The 16,914-nt window shown below is 28.6% G+C and carries 17 protein-coding genes; 13 read left to right on the top strand and 4 right to left on the bottom strand.

Annotated features, from left to right (window positions below; translation table 11 throughout):
• Nucleotides 1–57: 57 nt before the first annotated feature.
• From B5X81_RS23790 to dnaA, 3 genes are all read right to left on the bottom strand, one after another.
• The gene (locus tag B5X81_RS23790; protein ID WP_079495510.1) at nt 58–273 is read right to left on the bottom strand and encodes an RNA-binding S4 domain-containing protein; all 216 of its coding nucleotides are present in this window, start codon (nt 271–273) and stop codon (nt 58–60) included.
• Nucleotides 274–485: 212 nt separating this feature from the next.
• The gene (gene dnaN / locus B5X81_RS23795) at nt 486–1,589 is read right to left on the bottom strand and encodes a DNA polymerase III subunit beta (RefSeq protein WP_079495512.1); all 1,104 of its coding nucleotides are present in this window, start codon (nt 1,587–1,589) and stop codon (nt 486–488) included.
• 361 nt (nt 1,590–1,950) lie between these two features.
• Nucleotides 1,951–3,285 (bottom strand): chromosomal replication initiator protein DnaA, encoded by a 1,335-nt coding sequence (dnaA, locus tag B5X81_RS23800; RefSeq protein ID WP_079495513.1) that lies wholly within the window; start codon nt 3,283–3,285, stop codon nt 1,951–1,953.
• Between the two features lie 1,129 nt (nt 3,286–4,414).
• Here dnaA and rpmH point away from each other — a divergent pair.
• The 9 genes from rpmH (at nt 4,415) to noc (ending at nt 11,790) form a co-directional block, all read left to right on the top strand.
• Complete coding sequence (rpmH, locus tag B5X81_RS23805; protein ID WP_079495515.1) at nt 4,415–4,549, top strand: 50S ribosomal protein L34; 135 nt, start codon at nt 4,415–4,417, stop codon at nt 4,547–4,549.
• A 103-nt stretch (nt 4,550–4,652) separates the two neighbouring features.
• Entirely contained in the window at nt 4,653–4,991 is a 339-nt protein-coding gene (gene rnpA / locus B5X81_RS23810; protein WP_079495516.1) for a ribonuclease P protein component, read from the top strand.
• Between the two features lie 78 nt (nt 4,992–5,069).
• Complete coding sequence (gene yidD, locus B5X81_RS23815) at nt 5,070–5,279, top strand: membrane protein insertion efficiency factor YidD (RefSeq protein WP_170917580.1); 210 nt, start codon at nt 5,070–5,072, stop codon at nt 5,277–5,279.
• A 61-nt stretch (nt 5,280–5,340) separates the two neighbouring features.
• Nucleotides 5,341–6,030, top strand: coding sequence for a YidC/Oxa1 family membrane protein insertase (locus tag B5X81_RS23820; RefSeq protein ID WP_079495519.1), 690 nt, complete (start codon nt 5,341–5,343; stop codon nt 6,028–6,030).
• A gap of 6 nt (nt 6,031–6,036) precedes the next feature.
• Nucleotides 6,037–6,654 carry an RNA-binding cell elongation regulator Jag/EloR gene (gene jag, locus B5X81_RS23825; RefSeq protein WP_079495521.1) on the top strand — a complete coding sequence of 206 codons (618 nt, stop codon included), beginning with the start codon at nt 6,037–6,039 and terminating at the stop codon, nt 6,652–6,654.
• 161 nt (nt 6,655–6,815) lie between these two features.
• Entirely contained in the window at nt 6,816–8,198 is a 1,383-nt protein-coding gene (gene mnmE, locus B5X81_RS23830) for a tRNA uridine-5-carboxymethylaminomethyl(34) synthesis GTPase MnmE (RefSeq protein WP_079495523.1), read from the top strand.
• A gap of 20 nt (nt 8,199–8,218) precedes the next feature.
• On the top strand, nt 8,219–10,114 hold the full coding sequence (gene mnmG, locus B5X81_RS23835) for a tRNA uridine-5-carboxymethylaminomethyl(34) synthesis enzyme MnmG (protein WP_079495524.1): 1,896 nt from the start codon (nt 8,219–8,221) through the stop codon (nt 10,112–10,114).
• On the top strand, nt 10,101–10,826 hold the full coding sequence (rsmG, locus tag B5X81_RS23840) for a 16S rRNA (guanine(527)-N(7))-methyltransferase RsmG (protein ID WP_330397446.1): 726 nt from the start codon (nt 10,101–10,103) through the stop codon (nt 10,824–10,826). The genes mnmG and rsmG overlap by 14 nt, the downstream gene beginning before the upstream one ends.
• A gap of 160 nt (nt 10,827–10,986) precedes the next feature.
• Nucleotides 10,987–11,790 carry a nucleoid occlusion protein gene (noc, locus tag B5X81_RS23845; protein WP_079495525.1) on the top strand — a complete coding sequence of 268 codons (804 nt, stop codon included), beginning with the start codon at nt 10,987–10,989 and terminating at the stop codon, nt 11,788–11,790.
• A 209-nt stretch (nt 11,791–11,999) separates the two neighbouring features.
• On the opposite strand, the gene B5X81_RS23850 is transcribed toward noc, so the two are convergent.
• Nucleotides 12,000–12,269: a TMEM165/GDT1 family protein gene (locus B5X81_RS23850; protein ID WP_079495527.1), complete on the bottom strand. Its 270-nt coding sequence runs from the start codon at nt 12,267–12,269 to the stop codon at nt 12,000–12,002.
• Between the two features lie 452 nt (nt 12,270–12,721).
• Between B5X81_RS23850 and B5X81_RS23855 the strand changes: the two genes are divergently transcribed.
• The 4 genes from B5X81_RS23855 (at nt 12,722) to B5X81_RS23870 (ending at nt 16,645) form a co-directional block, all read left to right on the top strand.
• Nucleotides 12,722–13,495, top strand: a complete 774-nt coding sequence (locus tag B5X81_RS23855) for a ParA family protein (RefSeq protein ID WP_079495528.1) — start codon at nt 12,722–12,724, stop codon at nt 13,493–13,495.
• Complete coding sequence (locus tag B5X81_RS23860) at nt 13,496–14,386, top strand: ParB/RepB/Spo0J family partition protein (RefSeq protein WP_079495529.1); 891 nt, start codon at nt 13,496–13,498, stop codon at nt 14,384–14,386.
• Nucleotides 14,387–14,442: 56 nt separating this feature from the next.
• Nucleotides 14,443–15,351, top strand: a complete 909-nt coding sequence (locus tag B5X81_RS23865; protein ID WP_079495531.1) for a PhzF family phenazine biosynthesis protein — start codon at nt 14,443–14,445, stop codon at nt 15,349–15,351.
• Nucleotides 15,352–15,502: 151 nt separating this feature from the next.
• Nucleotides 15,503–16,645, top strand: a complete 1,143-nt coding sequence (locus B5X81_RS23870; protein WP_079495532.1) for an aminotransferase class V-fold PLP-dependent enzyme — start codon at nt 15,503–15,505, stop codon at nt 16,643–16,645.
• The last annotated feature ends 269 nt before the right edge of the window (nt 16,646–16,914 follow it).

The following is a 16,914-nucleotide window of genomic DNA, read 5'->3' on the forward strand; positions in this document are numbered from 1 at the left end:
ACTACATTTTGTATTTGAAATTTTTTTACATTTATTATACAATTTTCACATTTATCTCTACTTTTTATTCAATACTTTTAATTTTATATCTTCTATTTCGATTATATCCTTATTTTTGATTTTCTTACCTCTTTGGGTAACTACTTCTCCATTTACTTTGACCAGACCTTCTTTAATCAATATCTTTGCTTCTCCTCCCGAACCTACTATATTAGCATATTTTAGGAGTTGATCCATTCTTATATATTCTGTTTCAATAAGAATTTCCTTCAACTTTATACCTCCTTAATTTTCTATATATAATTATATATTTCTCTATTAAATAATCTTTACTATTTCATCCATATTTATTTTACATCAAATAGTAGGTTTTGTAAGTAGACAATTTGAACTAACAGAAATTAAGTCCTCCTTTATTAAGAGGACTTCTAATTATACAATAATCTTTAAGATGTAAAAAGATATAAAAGTAAAAACTTTTTATATTACTTTGACAATCTTACAGGTAAAACTAAATAAATATAATTATCATTATCTGTTGGTTTCATAACACAAGGACTCACAGCTGTAGTAAATTCTAAATATATTTCCTCGCTATCTATAACCTTTAAAGCATCTAAGAGATATTTTGAATTAAAACCTATATCTATATCTCCACCTTCTAATTCAATTCTAACTTCCTCATTAACACTTCCAATTTCTACATTGGAGCTGACATTCATAATTTCGTCCTTTATAGAAAATTTTATAGCATTATTTTTTCCTTCTTTAGCAAGTAATGAGGCCCTTTCTATACTATCTAATAGTTTTTTAGTATTTACCTTAACCTTTGATTTATATTCCTTAGGTATGATCTGATTATAATTTATAAATTCACCTTCAAGTAACCTCGAAATAATTCTAGTTTTATCAATGCTAAATAGTATTTGTTTGTCAGTAAAAGAAATATAAATATTTCCCTCTGATTCATTACCTAATATTCTATTTATTTCGTTTAAAGTCTTACTGGGAATTACTGCCCTATTTTTAATATCTGCATTTAGATATGCCTTTCTAAGAGCCAATCTATATCCATCTATTGCAACCATTAATATATTTTTATCTTGTATTTCAATTAAAGCACCGGTTAGTATAGGTCTTGTTTCGTCTTGGGATGTTGCAAAAATAGTTTGTCGTATCATATTTTTAAATAAATCCTGGCTTATTATATAGGTATTATTTTCTTCGATATATGGCAGCTGGGGAAATTCTAAAGCTGGTTGTCCTACAAGTTTAAATTCCGAATTTTCACATTTTATAAATACATTATTTTGTTCATCTACTTCAATTTCTACATCTGAATCAGGTAATTTTCTTATAATATCAACAAATAATTTTGAAGTTACTACTATTGATCCTTCTTCTAATATTTTTGTATCTATATAATTTTCTATACCAATATCTAAATCGTTTCCTACTAACTTAAGCTGATCATTTTTCGCTTCTAAGAGAATTCCTTTTAAAATTGGTAAGGTAGTTTTAGTAGAAACAGCTTTTTGAACTATATTTAAGGCCATTGATAGTTGTTTTTGTGAACATATTATTTTCATTTTTAAAAACCTCCTTTTGGAAAGGAATAATATAAATATAATAAAATTTATTAGTAATAGTAGTAGGGGCTGTTGGTTTGTGGAAAAGTCATTATAAACAAGATTCTTTAATTAATTAAGCTGTTTAAAAGATTGTTAATAAAAAAAGCATAATCTAAGATTTATCCACAAAAAAATTTACTAATTAAATTTTACTTTTATCAACAAGTTATACAACGTTTTTACACAAAAAACTGTTGATTAAAATTTATGACAGTAATTAATTTATAGAATTGTAACTAATGTATAATAAATTTGTTATATTATTACTTCCATTAAATAAATGATATATTTGCATAATTTTAAAGAAAAGTTTTATTTATTATTCTCCTTTTATTTCCTTTAATATTTTATCTACTCTATTTTTAAAATCGCTATTTGTGTTTATATCTTTGCTTATTTTATCGTAGGCATGAATTACTGTAGTATGATCACGACCACCAAATTCTTCGCCAATTTTAGGCAAAGATAAATCAGTAAGCTCTCTACTTAAATACATAGCTATTTGTCTAGGATATGTTATTGCTCTCGTCCTTCTTTTTGAATTTAAATCTTCAACCTTTACATTATAATTCTGTGCAACAATGTCTTTTATATATGATACTGTTATCTGTCTAGGCTTTGAAGATGATATTATATCTTTAAGTGCTTCATTTGCCAGATCAATTGAAACTTCTTTATTAGTTAGGGATGAATAGGCTGATATTCTTATTAATGCTCCTTCTAATTCTCTAATATTTGATTTGATTTTTTTAGCAATAAAATGAATAACCTCATTATCTATATTTATATTTTCTAATTCAGCTTTTTTTCTAAGTATAGCTATTCTTGTTTCAAAATCTGGAGCTTGTATGTCTGTTATAAGTCCCCATTCAAATCTAGACCTTAACCTATCTTCTAAAGTTGGGATTTCTTTAGGAGGCCTATCACTTGAAATGATTAATTGTTTATTAGCTTCGTATAAAGCGTTGAATGTATGAAAGAATTCTTCCTGGGTTCTTTCTTTACCAGCTATAAATTGAATATCGTCAATTAAAAGAACATCTACAGTTCTATATTTATTTCTGAATTCTACGTTTTTATCATCTTTTATTGAATTAATCAATTCATTGGTAAATTTTTCAGATGAAACATAAACTACCTTTGTACTAGGATTTTGACCTAAAATATAGTGACCTATAGCGTGCATTAGGTGGGTTTTACCTAATCCAACACCTCCATATATAAAAAGTGGATTATAGGCTTTAGCAGGAGTTTCTGCAACAGCTAAAGAAGCAGCATGTGCAAATCTATTGCTGTTTCCAATTACAAAGGTATCAAATACATACTTTGGATTAAGAACTGGTTCTTCAAAAAAGTTATTTTCTTTTGTATTATTATTTTTGGTTAACCTATGAAAATCATCGCTGCCAGGTATGACAAACTCTATTTTAAAGTCTTGGGAAGTTACTTGTTTTATTGCATTGGTTAGTAGGGTCATATATCTAGTTTCAAGTATTCCTTTATTAAAATCATTAGGAACACCTAAAATTATTGTTTTACCTCTTATAGAGACAGGTTCTAATGATTTTAGCCATGTATTATAGCTAACTTCAGTAAGTTCTGTTTTTATTAGCTTTAAAGTTTCTTCCCAAATTTCACGGAGATTAAGACTCATAATATAATCCTCCTAATTACTTTAATTAACTGAAATTATGATTTAGGTAATAAATATTAAAAATGTAATTAATTTGTAACAAATAGTGAGTAATTTTTTTATTTTTCATATAAAAGTCCACAATAAATCCACAACAAATGTTAATATTATAAAAGATAAAAGAAAAAATATTTATATATAATAATTAACAATGCAAACAATTATTTTTGTGGAAAAAATATTTTTTAAAAAATTTTTTTATAATATTAACATTATATACATATTTAAAATTAAGAAATTAACAAGAAAAAGTAGAGCTTTAGAGGTATTTATGTTAATAAAGTTAATGTTATACACAAGTTTATCCACAAATTGTGTATAAATAACAACTTCTTAATAATTTATCCACTTATCAACAGGCTATATCTAATAATATCAAATAACTAAATTGAGTTCAATGAAAATAAAAAAATATCCACAAGAAAATGGATTTGTTGATACTTTTTCCACACTAGAAATAAATAGATATATAATTTTTAATTTAACTAACTGTACTAGTGAATTGAATACGTAATTTCAAATGAGATTTAGAGGAGATGAATATTTCATTTGAGTGAATTTTAAAATAAATATGAAATTGTAAACTTAGCAAAATAATATATAAATATAATTTCTGTTATGTGTTAAAAAAAAGCTTACATTATAAAAGCTTTATAGGGATTTAAGTAAAGACTTTAATTTTATACATGTTCAAAATTCCCAAAAATCTTAAATATTTGTACATGTATAAATCAAGTTTTACTATGTAAATCTTATATAAAAGACCTTTTTATATTTTCTCCTTCAAAACTATATAGAAAAACGAGTTTATTATATGAACGAAAAGGAAATATTAAAAAGGCACGATATATAAGAACTATGATAAAGAGTTAATTTATACATATCAAAACTCCTCAGAAACTCTAGAGATTTTGTTATTTACAAATTAAGTTTTGTTATGGTAAATACATATGATTATGAATATCTTTAAATTTAATAAAATCCTTGACATGTAATAGTTATAAGGGTATAATTATTTAGCGGACTTTTACTATATGAATATAAGTTTAATATATAGATACATACGCAAAATTCGAAGGAGGTGTAGGAATTGAAAAGAACTTATCAGCCTAAGCGAAGACAAAGAAAAAAAGAACATGGTTTTAGAAAAAGAATGAGTAGTAAAGCAGGTAGAAATGTTATTAAAAGACGTAGGAAAAAAGGTAGAAAGAAATTGACTGCTTAAGGCCGCTAATAGTGGCCTTTTTCTGTAATTATAGATGACCAGCATCATACTTTATTATATTTTGGAGTTGGTTATTGTTAAGGAGGTTTGGAAAGAAAACCTTATGGCTCAAATAGAAAGGCTAAAAAAGAATACAGATTTTAAAAATGTTTATAAAAAAGGGAAGTCTTTTGCAGATAAATTTGTTGTAATTTATTTATGCAAAAACTTCAGTAATGTGACAAGGGTTGGTTTTACAGCAAGTAAAAAAGTTGGAAATAGTGTTAAAAGAAATAGGGCCAGAAGACTTATGAAGGAAAGCTTTAGAAACAATAGTCGTGATATAAAAATTGGCTATGATATTGTTTTTATAGCTAGGGTGGCTATAAATGATGCAGATTATTATGATGTTGAAAAATCAATAAGAAGAGTTATGAAAAAATCAAAAATTTATATGAATTAATAATAATTAACTTCAAAGTATAATAAATATAATATTTATTTCAATTCTAATATCTTATTGAGGAAAAAAGGTGTTATTTTGAAAAAAATTTTAATAATTTTAATAAAGATATATAGAAAGTATATATCACCTCTTAAAAAGCCAAGCTGTAGATTTTATCCAACTTGTTCCCAATATGCCCTCAGTGCCATTAATAAGTATGGAGCTTTAAAGGGGTTAAGATTAAGTTTGATTAGAATACTAAAGTGTCATCCCTTCCATCCAGGAGGATATGATCCTTTGAAATGATAAAATTTAGGAATTGAAAAAACTATGAAAAATTAGTATATAAACGATAGGGGGTAAAGAATTGATTGCAAAACCATTAGGTTCATTATTATTTTTCATCTATAATATAGTAAATAATTACGCTATAGCTATAATATTATTTACGGTAATAGTTAAAGTATTGTTATTACCTCTTACTTTAAATCAAGTAAAACAAACAAAAGAGATGCAAAAAATACAACCGGAATTGAAAAAGTTACAAGATAAGTATAAAAATGATAAAGAAACTTTAAACAAAAAGATGATGGAACTCTATTCAGAACATAAAATTAATCCTTTAGGTGGATGTTTACCATTAATTATTCAAATGCCCATTCTTTTTGGATTGTTTGGAGCCCTTAGAAATCCTGTTGAATACGTTTTCAAGGGTAAAGAAGCTCTTGCAAGTATAGCGACTGATGCTCCTTTTTTATGGTTACAAAATTTAGTTGATCCTGATGTTTTTATGTTAGGAGGTTTTGAAGTACCTGGTATATTACCAATTATAGCTGCAGTTTCTACTTACCTTTCAATGAATACTATGAATAGTGCTGCAAATCAAGCTGATCAGCCGCAAGCCATGAAGACTATGAATTTACTTTTACCACTAATGATTTTATGGTGGGGTAAAAGTTTCCCAGCAGGACTTACTTTATATTGGGTTATAAGTAATTTATTCCAAATGGCTCAACAGCTTTTATTACCTAAAGGTGTAAAGCTTAAGGAGGAGTAAAAAAATATGAAGTCTGTGGAAAATATGGATAAAACTATTGCAGAAGCAATAAGTGGTGCATTAGCTCAGCTAAATACTACTAGAGATAGAGTTGAAGTTGAGGTTCTTGAAGAGCCCAGTAAAGGTTTATTTGGACTATTTGGAAGTAAAAATGCCAAGGTTAGAGTGACTTTAAAGAATGATCCTGTAGAAAAGGCCACTAATTTTTTGGAAAAAGTTTTAGATTGTATGAAGATACCCGCGGTTCTTAAAGCAGAATTGAAAAATAATAATCTTCATATAGAAATAGTTGGGAAAAATGCTGCAATATTAATTGGAAGAAGAGGACAAACTCTAGATTCATTACAGTATTTGGTAAGCCTAGTAATTAATAATGGGGATTCAGATTATGTAAGAGTCATATTGGATACTGAAAATTATAGAAGAAAAAGAGAGCAAACATTAATAAAACTGGCTAATAAATTGGCCTACAAAGTGAAAAAATATAGAAAGAGTATAACCCTTGATCCTATGAATCCATATGAAAGAAGAATTATACATTCAGCACTTCAAAGCAATCCTTATGTGGGTACTAGAAGTCAAGGAGATGAACCAAATAGGAAAGTTGTTGTATATCTTAAATAGTTATAGATAAAATCACTAGAACTTTAAAATAAGCTCTAAAAGAAATCTATCGTTAAGGCTAAAGAATTATTTTAAAACCCAGTATAAATACTGGGTTTTGTTATTGTTTTGTGTTAAAATTGGAATAATAATAATGACTGCTAGTTAGTGAGGTGAACAATATGATCGATGATACTATAACTGCTATTGCCACTGCTTTAGGTGAAGCAGGAATAAGTATAATTAGAATAAGTGGTCCAGAGGCTATAAATGTTTTAGATGGAATTTTTAGGTCTAAAAAAGGAATTAGTATAAAGGAATATCCTCAAAGAAAAATGGTATATGGACATATATTTGATAAAGAAAGAAATAAAGTATTAGATGAAGTTTTAGTGGTATATATGAAAGCTCCCTATACATACACCAAGGAAGATATAGTAGAAATTAATTGTCATGGTGGAATAGTACCAACAAGAAATATATTACATCTTGTATTAAAAAATGGTGTAAGGATGGCTGAGCCTGGAGAATTTACTAAAAGAGCTTTTTTAAATGGCAGGATAGACTTAGCTCAAGCAGAGGCAGTAATGGACTTAATAAGTGCTAAAACTGATAAGGGGTTTGATGTGGCTTTAAGTCAGCTTGAAGGAAATCTATCTAAAAATGTGAAAAAACTTAGAGAGATTATATTAGAAACCTTAGCTCATTTACATGTTAGTATAGATTATACTGAGGAAGATATTCAGGAAATAACATATTCCCAGCTTTTATCTAATATGGAAACCATTAAGGATGAGATTGAAAGGCTTTTAAAGACATCTGAAACGGGAAAAATAATTAGAGAAGGGTTAAATACTGTAATCATTGGGAAACCAAATGTAGGTAAATCATCTCTTTTAAATGCCTTACTTAGGGAATCAAGGGCTATAGTTACTGATGTTCCAGGAACTACAAGGGATGTTATTGAAGAGTATCTTAGTATTAAAGGGATCCCATTAAAGATTGTGGATACTGCTGGAATTAGAGATACAGAGGATTTAGTAGAAAAAATTGGTGTGGAAAGAAGTAAAGAATTTTTTAATAGGGGAGATCTAATTATATTAGTTTTAGATGCTTCTGAAGATTTAACTAAGGAGGATATGGAAATAATTGAACATATTAAGCATAGAAAAGCAATAGTTCTGTTAAATAAAACCGATTTACCTCAGAGGGTTGATGAAAAGAAGCTTGAAGGATTATTACCTAATCAAAGAGTAATAAAAATATCAATTTTAGAAGAAAAGGGCTTAGATGAAATTGAAGATGAAATAGTAAATATGGTTTATGGTGGGAATATTAAGTCAAGGGACAGCTCTTTTATCACAAATGTAAGACATAAAAGCTCTCTTGAAAAAGCTTTAAAAAGCATTTCAGATGGCATAGAAGCTGCAAATCAAAATCTACCATATGATTTAATAGAAGTTGATATAAAGGATTGCTATGATTTTTTAGGAGAGATAACAGGAGATACAGTTGACGATGATATTGTAGATAAAATATTTAGTAATTTCTGTTTAGGTAAGTAAAAGTTTATGGAGGTTGATTTATGATTGAAAAATTTGAAGCAGGTAAATATGATGTTATTGTTGTAGGTGCTGGACATGCAGGATGTGAAGCAGCGTTGGCATCTGCAAGGCTTGGGCAAAAAACTTTGATTCTATCTATAAATCTTGATTCTATAGCTATGATGCCCTGTAATCCATCTATAGGAGGAACGGGAAAGGGACATCTTGTAAGGGAAATAGATGCTTTAGGTGGAGAAATGGGTTTAACTATTGATAAGGCATTTATTCAAAGTAGAATGCTCAATACTGCTAAGGGCCCGGCAGTTCATTCCCTAAGGACCCAGGCCGATAAAAATCTATATCACAGGGAGATGAAAAAGACTTTAGAAAATGAAGAAAACCTGGATGTAAAACAAGGTGAAGTTGTAGAAATTATAATTGAGGAAAATGAGGTAAAGGGAGTAGTATTAAGATCCGGGTCTATATATTATAGTAAAACTGTGATATTGGCAACAGGCACATATTTGGGTGGAAGAATTTTTATAGGTTCATCTAATTATGAAAGTGGTCCAAACGGATTAGCTCCATCATTAAAACTTACTGAAAGTCTTGTAAAGGTTGGTATTAAACTAAGGCGATTTAAAACTGGAACACCGGCAAGGGTAGATAGAAAAACCTTAGATTTTAGTAAAATGATTGAACAGCCAGGGGATGAGGAGATTATACCCTTATCTTTTATGAATGATGAGCTGAAAAAGGATCAAGTATCCTGTTGGCTCAGTTATACAAATAATAAAACCCATGAAATTATAAATAAAAATTTACATAGATCAGCCATGTATAGTGGTCAAATTGAGGGAACGGGTCCTAGGTACTGTCCATCGATTGAAGATAAAGTCGTTAGATTTGCTGATAAAGATAGGCATCAATTGTTTATAGAACCTGAAGGTTTGGATACAAATGAAATGTATGTGCAAGGAATGTCTACAAGCTTACCAGAGGATGTTCAAATAGAATTTTTAAGTACTATACCTGGACTTGAGAATGTTAAAATTATGAGGCCTGCATATGCTATAGAATATGATTGTATTGATCCTACAGAATTAAAGCTATCGCTTGAGTTTAAAAATATTAATAATTTATTTTCTGCAGGTCAATTTAATGGCTCTTCAGGATACGAAGAAGCTGCAGCCCAAGGGCTTATGGCCGGAATAAATGCTGTCTTAAAAATAAAAGGAAAGTCACCTTTTGTATTAGACAGATCTGAAGCATATATAGGAGTTTTAATTGATGACCTTGTTACTAAGGGTACGAATGAACCATATAGAATGATGACCTCCAGAGCTGAATATAGACTGATATTAAGACAGGATAATGCTGATTTTAGATTGACTGAGAAGGGATATAAAATTGGTTTAGTTAAAGAAGATAGATATAAGAAATATATCAATAGAAAATTACAATTTGAAAAAGAAATGGAAAGACTAAAAAGTATATATGTAAAACCTGATGAAGTAAATGATTTTTTAGAAAAGAGAAACAGCTCAAAAATCAATAGCAGCATATTATTATATGATCTTATAAAAAGACCAGAACTTAACTATGATATAATCAAAGACATTGATACTAGCAGGCTAGATATAAGAAAGGATATTGCTAGACAATGTAATATACAAATAAAATATGAAGGATATATAAGTAAGCAATTAAGACAAATTGACCAATTTAAAAAATTGGAAAGCAAAAGATTGAATTCTAATTTAGATTACAGTAAAATAGAAGGGTTAAGACTAGAAGCAAGGCAAAAGCTAAATGAAATAAAACCCTTGTCAGTTGGACAGGCTTCTAGAATTTCTGGAGTTTCTCCAGCAGATATTTCTGTATTATTGGTTTATCTAGAGCAAAGCAGAAGAAGGAAGGCAAATGAAAATGAATAGCAAAGATATATTAAAGCAGGGTGGCAAGGAAATAGGATTGGATATAGATGATAAAATGGTAGAAAAATTTTCATCTTATATGGAATTGTTAATTCAATGGAATGAAAAGATTAATTTGACAGGAATAACTGATAAAAATGAAATAATGATAAAGCATTTTTTAGATTCATTGACCTGTATTATCACAGGTACTATAAAAAATGATTCAAAGATAATTGATGTAGGAACAGGAGCAGGCTTTCCAGGAATACCTTTGAATATCTATTATGAAAATTTAAATATAACTTTATTAGATTCTCTTAACAAAAGAATTAGATATTTAAATGAGGTATGTAAAGAGTTGAATCTTAAAAATATTGAATTATTACATGGTAGGGCAGAAGACTATGGAAAAAAGGAAGATTATAGGGAAAAGTATGATGTTGCCGTTGCAAGAGCTGTGGCGGATTTAAGTGTGATTAGTGAATATTGTCTTCCCTTTGTAAAGGTCAATGGATTTTTTATTGCACAAAAAGGACCCAAGGCTTATGAAGAAGCTTTGAAATCTGAAAAGGCAGTAAGCGTTCTTGGTGGAAAAATAATAGATAAAGTAGATGTAAAATTGCCCTTTAGTGATATAAACCATACTTTAATTATTATTAAAAAGATTAAATCAACTCCTAAGAAGTATCCTAGAAAAGCAGGAACTCCTACCAAAAAACCAATAGTGTAGATGAAAAATATATTTATTAAATTTTTTGAGGTAATTATGTAAAAATCTCATTTAATAGAGCTAATGAAAAATTCTTCTATTTTATAAAAAAACAAGAAGGAAGTAGAATATTTATGACGAATAAATAGGTTAGAAGTATTTATATAAGGGGTCGTGGACAATGGAAAATGTTAGTTTAAAGAATAAGGTTACATATCTATCAATTGATAGTATCCAGCCAAATCCTTATCAGCCTAGAAAAAAATTTAGTAAAGAAGGGTTAGAGGAGCTTTCTTCTTCAATAAAATCTTATGGAGTTATACAACCTATTAGTGTTAAGAAAAAAAATGAAGATAATTATGAATTGATTGCTGGTGAAAGAAGGTTAAGAGCTTCAAAATTAGCTGGTTTAGATGTAATACCTGCTATAATAGTTGAAATGAGTGATGAAGATTCTGCTGTTGTGGCTTTGATAGAAAATCTTCAGAGGGAAGATTTGAATTTTGTAGAAGAAGCTGAAGGATATTTTATGTTAATAAATGAACATGGTTTTACACAGCAGGAATTAGCTGAAAAAGTAGGTAAAAATCAATCTACTATAGCTAACAAATTGAGAATTTTAAAGCTTTCTGATGAGATTAAGGATTTATTAATATCCAATAATCTTACAGAAAGACATGGGAGAGCCTTATTGAAAATACAGGATGAGAAAATTCAAAAAGAAATATTAGAAATAGTGATTGAGAAGGGTTTTAATGTTAAAAGAACTGAAAGGTTAATAAAAGATACTCTTGAAAAATTGCAAGGACCGGAAGAACCAGAGAGAAGACAATCAATTAAGAGTTCATTAAATTTTAGAATTTATTTAAACACTTTAAAAAATGCATATAATGCAATAAGGGATACAGGGATAGATGCTAAATATACTCAGGCAGATAAAGGGGAATATATAGAGGTTGTGGTTAAAATACCAAAAAAGAAGTAAAGATCGTGGCTAAAGCTGCGGTTTTTTTTATTTGAGATAATTGGAATTTGGACAATTGTATAATATATATAGTATTATTCTAAAGATTTTAAAAATATATGTAGTAGTTAGTTTTAAAAAGAGGTAATTATGCAATTTCCTCTTTTTATTTAATTTTGAACTTATTATTGTAAAATAGTAGAAGAATAAAAGAAGGTTTTGATTATAATTTATAATTTTCCTAATAAAGTTAATATACCTATTATTATAAATGCACTTCCTGCTCCAAACTTAAGATATTCAGGTGGTATTAACTTTGTTATATATGTGCTGGCAAGAACTCCTATTAAAGCACTAAGAATAAGTGCTAGAGAAGCCCCTATAAAAACACCTAGTGGAGATTTTGTTTGAGTTGCCAATAACATTGTTTGAAGCTGTGTTTTATCTCCTAACTCTGCAATAAAAACCATCCAAAATGAAGTTAAAATAATTTTCCACATTAATAGTTCCTCCTATGAGTATAAAGTACTGCTACTCTGAAGATTAATAAATTTCGTTGAAAAAATGTAGAAGAGTTCATTATTTTAACAAAATTTATTTTAATTTTTAATATATCAAAAATAACCATACTTATTTTTATTAATGGAGAATAGAAAATATGAATATATTTTTGTTAAGGTAAATTATTGAGAGGGATAAATAATTTATATGATTGAGCAAATTGCATAATTACTTCTTCAAAAAACTAACTACTACATATTGTTTTGAAATCTCTGAAGCTATACCATATATATTATGTAATTTTGCCAAATTGGAGTTATGCAATTTTCTCAATTATTTCTAAAAAATATATTTTTTAAAAGGAGGAATTTTTTATAAAGAAAAGGAACTATATTATATAATATAGTAGAGGGTTAATAATAAATATAACCTTAAAGGGGGATTAAATATTATGGGGAAAGCAATAGCTCTATTTAACCAAAAAGGAGGGGTAGGAAAGACAACTACAAATGTAAATTTAAGCGCATGTATTGCAACAAAAGGCAAAAAAATACTTATTATAGATATAGACCCCCAAGGTAATACTACTAGCGGTTTTGGTATAGATAAAAATAGTACGGAATCAAATATTTACGATGCCTTATTGGGGGATGATGATATTGAAAATTGTATTATAAAAACTGATTACAAAAATATTGATATAATTCCTTCAAATGTGCAATTGGCTGGAGCTGAAATAGAATTAACTAAAATATCAAATAGAGAATATATATTTAAAAATATGATTAATAAAATAAGGGATAAATATGATTATATATTTGTTGATTGTCCTCCTTCCTTGGGTTTATTGACTATTAATTCCTTGACAGGGGTTGACAGTGTAATAATACCTATTCAATGTGAATACTATGCACTAGAGGGAGTAAGTCAACTTATGAACACAATACAATTGGTTAAAAAAAATCTTAATCCGTCACTTGAAATTCAGGGTGTAGTTTTGAGCATGTTTGATGGCAGAACAAATTTATCTATACAGGTAGTGGATGAAGTTAAAAAATATTTTAGAGGCAAGGTATATAGAACAATTATACCTAGAAATGTAAGGCTTGCTGAAGCACCTAGTCATGGTATGCCAGTAATAGATTACGATCCTAAGTCAAAGGGAGCTGAAGCTTATAATGAACTTGCCGAAGAATTCTTAGAACTAGAAGAGGATGTGATTTAATTGGCTAAAGCAAAAAGAGGACTTGGAAAGGGTTTAGATGCACTTATACCTCATAAATTTGAAGAAAGTGTATTAGATAATACAAATAGTGATGGAAAAATTGTTAAAATGATAAATATTGATGATATAAAGCCTAATAAAAATCAACCGAGAAAGTATTTTGATAAAGATAAGATAAAGTCTTTAGAGGAATCAATATCTAATCATGGTATAGTTCAACCTATTATAGTCAGAAAGCATGAAAAGGGATATGAAATTGTTGCAGGAGAAAGAAGATGGCGTGCAGCTAAAAATACAAAATTAAAGGAAATCCCTTGTATTATAAAAGAATTAGATAATCAGGAATTGATGGAGCTTTCTTTAATAGAAAATCTACAAAGAGAAGATTTAAATGAAATAGAAGAAGCTTTAGCTTATAAAAAATTAAATGAAGAATTTAAAATGACTCAAGATAAAATTGCAAATATTATAGGAAAAAGCAGACCCTATATTGCAAATACATTAAGACTTTTAAATTTAAATGATGAAGCAAAAAAAATGATAATAGAAGGTGAAATTTCAAGTGGGCATGGAAGAGCACTTTTAAGAATAGAAGACGACAAACTTCAAAAAGAGATTGCTTTTAAAATCAATACTGAGGATTTAACTGTTAGAGAAACGGAGAAGCTTGTATCTAGGATTATAGAAAAAAATAGAAAAAATAATGCAGTTAAAAAAGTTAATAAAGTTAATAAAGTTAAGGATAGTACTATTGTATATATTGAAGAAAGTTTAAAGGAGATTCTTGGAACAAAGGTAAATATTGTAAATGGAAAGAAAAAAGGAAAAATAGAGATAGAATATTATAGTGATGATGATTTGGAGAGAATTATAGAATTTTTGAAAAAGTAAATGTTTCATGTGAAACATTTACTATATGTTTTCATATAAAGTGAAAGAGGTGTTATATGGAAAAAATAATTTATCAGGTAGACTCATTTACAGATACAGTTTTTGGAGGTAATCCTGCAGGAGTTGTTTTGGACACAGAGGGATTAGATAAAAATAAAATGATTAATATTTCAAAAGAAATGGCTCTTTCAGAAACTGCATTTGTAAAGAAAGTTAATGGTAAGGAGTTTGATTATGAAATAAGATTTTTTACACCTACAGAAGAAATAGAATTATGTGGTCATGCCACTATAGCTGCATTTTTTGTTTTAGCTAAAGAGGGACTAATTGAGTCTGTGGATGAAAAAATAGTTGTAAAACAAAAAACTTTAGCAGGAGTTTTACCTGTTGAGATATATTTTAAAGAGAATAAAGTGGAGAAAATAATGATGACACAAAAAAGGCCTGAATTTATTTTTGATGTTGGCAATGTCGATGAAATTGCAAATATTATGGGTTTAAATATTTGTGATGTTGGGCTTGAAAAATTCGAAATATTACCAATGGCTTATTCAACTGGACTTGTGGATATTATTTTTCCAGTAAAAAATATAGATACACTAAAGAAAGTAAAACCTGATTTTGAAAAGTTAAAAAATTATAGTATTAAACATAATGTAGTAGGAGTGCACGCTTTTACTTTTAAAGATTATGATAGAAGGATAGTTTCATGTAGAAACTTTGCACCGGCCTTTGGAATTAATGAAGAAGCTGCCACTGGAACTTCAAATGGAGCTTTGGCTGCTTATTTGATTAACAATGATATAATTAATATAAAGCAAAAAGTTGACATTATATGTCAACAGGGATATTTTATGAAAAGGCCAAGTCAAATACATGTAGAAATAAACAAAGATAGTGAAGGTTTAATTGTAAAGGTTGGTGGCAGAGCTGTTCTTGCTATGAAAGGGAAAATATATTTATAGGAAATAAAAAATATAGAATCTATCACATAAGGTGAAACAAATTGAAAGGTGAATTTATATATCTCAAAAACCTAGGTGTATTGATGTTTTTAGGATGTATAAATTAAGTTTTGAGATTGTTTCACAAAATTTTACAAAAGGAAGTGTTTCGATGATCTATTTAGATAATGCAGCTACTTCTTACCCAAAACCAGAAGAAGTGTATAAAGCTGTAGATAAGTGTTTTAGAGAATATGGAGCTAATCCGGGAAGGTCAGGACATAAACTTGCTTTAAAGGCAGGTAGAGGGATATATGAAACAAGGGAATTGATATGTAAGCTTTTCAATATTGATAATCCAATGCAAATTATATTCACATATAATGCCACAGATTCGTTGAACCTTGCAATAAAAGGTATTCTTAAAAAGGGAGATCATGTTATAACTTCAGGTATGGAGCATAATTCAGTTATAAGACCTATAAAGGCATTGGAGAAAATAGGTGTTGAAAATACCATAGTAGAATGTGATCATGAAGGTATAATAAAAATTAATGAATTAAAAAGGGCCATCAAAAATAATACAAAATTAATTGTTATAACCCATGCTTCTAATGTTACAGGAACATTAATGCCTATAAAAGAAATAGGAAAAATTGCTAAGGAAAGAGGAGTTTTATTTTTAGTAGATGCAGCTCAAACAGCAGGTGTTTATAATATTGATGTTAATGAAATGAATATAGACCTCCTGGCTTTTCCTGGACATAAAAGCCTTATGGGGCCTCAGGGAACCGGTGGACTTTATATTAGACAAGGCATAGAGCTTAATCATATGAAAGAAGGAGGGACTGGTAGCAAATCAGAATCTCTATTACAGCCAGAAATAGTTCCCGATAGATATGAAAGCGGCACTCCTAACACACCGGGAATTGTAGGACTGGGTGCTGGCATAAAATATATTCTAGATATTGGTATAGATAATATAAGAAAGCATGAAGAAAATTTAACTGAATATATGCTAAATGGACTAAAGAATATTGATGAAATTAAAATTTATGGCCCTAAAGATGTAAAAAGAAGGGCGGCTGTAATTTCAATAAATATTGGGGATTTAGATTCATCTGAGGTAAGCTATGTACTGGATCAAGGTTTTGATATTGCAGTAAGATCAGGTTTGCATTGTGCACCGTTGGCCCATAAAACATTAGGGTCTTTTGAACAAGGAACTGTAAGGTTTAGCATTGGATATTTCAATACCAAAGAAGATATTGATAAGGCTTTAAATGCAGTAAGGATGATATATGAAGAAATGTAGTATGGGATATAGGTAGAAAAAATTTATAGTGGAACAAATTTATTAATCTTTAAAGTTTTTTATCTTTATAGATATTCCAGCAAAACAGTTAATTTATACACATCAAAAATCCCTAGAAGCATCGGATATTTTGGTATGCATAAATTAAGTTTTGCTATAGGAAATCTATATAGATATAAACCCTTAAAAGTTTAATTTACTCATGTAGACACTGAGAATCCTTTTACGCCCCTCCTATAAACTTGTTTAAATTTTAAACAGGTTTATAG

Source organism: Maledivibacter halophilus (assembly GCF_900167445.1).
Classification (GTDB): domain Bacteria; phylum Bacillota; class Clostridia; order Peptostreptococcales; family Caminicellaceae; genus Maledivibacter; species Maledivibacter halophilus.

Bases quoted from the DNA above. Each gene is read 5' to 3' on its own strand.
- B5X81_RS23870 (WP_079495532.1), top strand. From the start codon at position 15,503: ATGATCTATTTAGATAATGCAGCTACTTCTTACCCAAAACCAGAAGAA.
- rnpA (WP_079495516.1), top strand. From the start codon at position 4,653: ATGGCTCAAATAGAAAGGCTAAAAAAGAATACAGATTTTAAAAATGTT.
- dnaN (WP_079495512.1), bottom strand. From the start codon at position 1,589: ATGAAAATAATATGTTCACAAAAACAACTATCAATGGCCTTAAATATA.
- noc (WP_079495525.1), top strand. From the start codon at position 10,987: ATGGAAAATGTTAGTTTAAAGAATAAGGTTACATATCTATCAATTGAT.
- B5X81_RS23855 (WP_079495528.1), top strand. From the start codon at position 12,722: ATGGGGAAAGCAATAGCTCTATTTAACCAAAAAGGAGGGGTAGGAAAG.
- B5X81_RS23850 (WP_079495527.1), bottom strand. From the start codon at position 12,269: ATGTGGAAAATTATTTTAACTTCATTTTGGATGGTTTTTATTGCAGAG.
- B5X81_RS23865 (WP_079495531.1), top strand. From the start codon at position 14,443: ATGGAAAAAATAATTTATCAGGTAGACTCATTTACAGATACAGTTTTT.
- jag (WP_079495521.1), top strand. From the start codon at position 6,037: ATGAAGTCTGTGGAAAATATGGATAAAACTATTGCAGAAGCAATAAGT.
- dnaA (WP_079495513.1), bottom strand. From the start codon at position 3,285: ATGAGTCTTAATCTCCGTGAAATTTGGGAAGAAACTTTAAAGCTAATA.
- mnmG (WP_079495524.1), top strand. From the start codon at position 8,219: ATGATTGAAAAATTTGAAGCAGGTAAATATGATGTTATTGTTGTAGGT.
- rsmG (WP_330397446.1), top strand. From the start codon at position 10,101: ATGAAAATGAATAGCAAAGATATATTAAAGCAGGGTGGCAAGGAAATA.
- mnmE (WP_079495523.1), top strand. From the start codon at position 6,816: ATGATCGATGATACTATAACTGCTATTGCCACTGCTTTAGGTGAAGCA.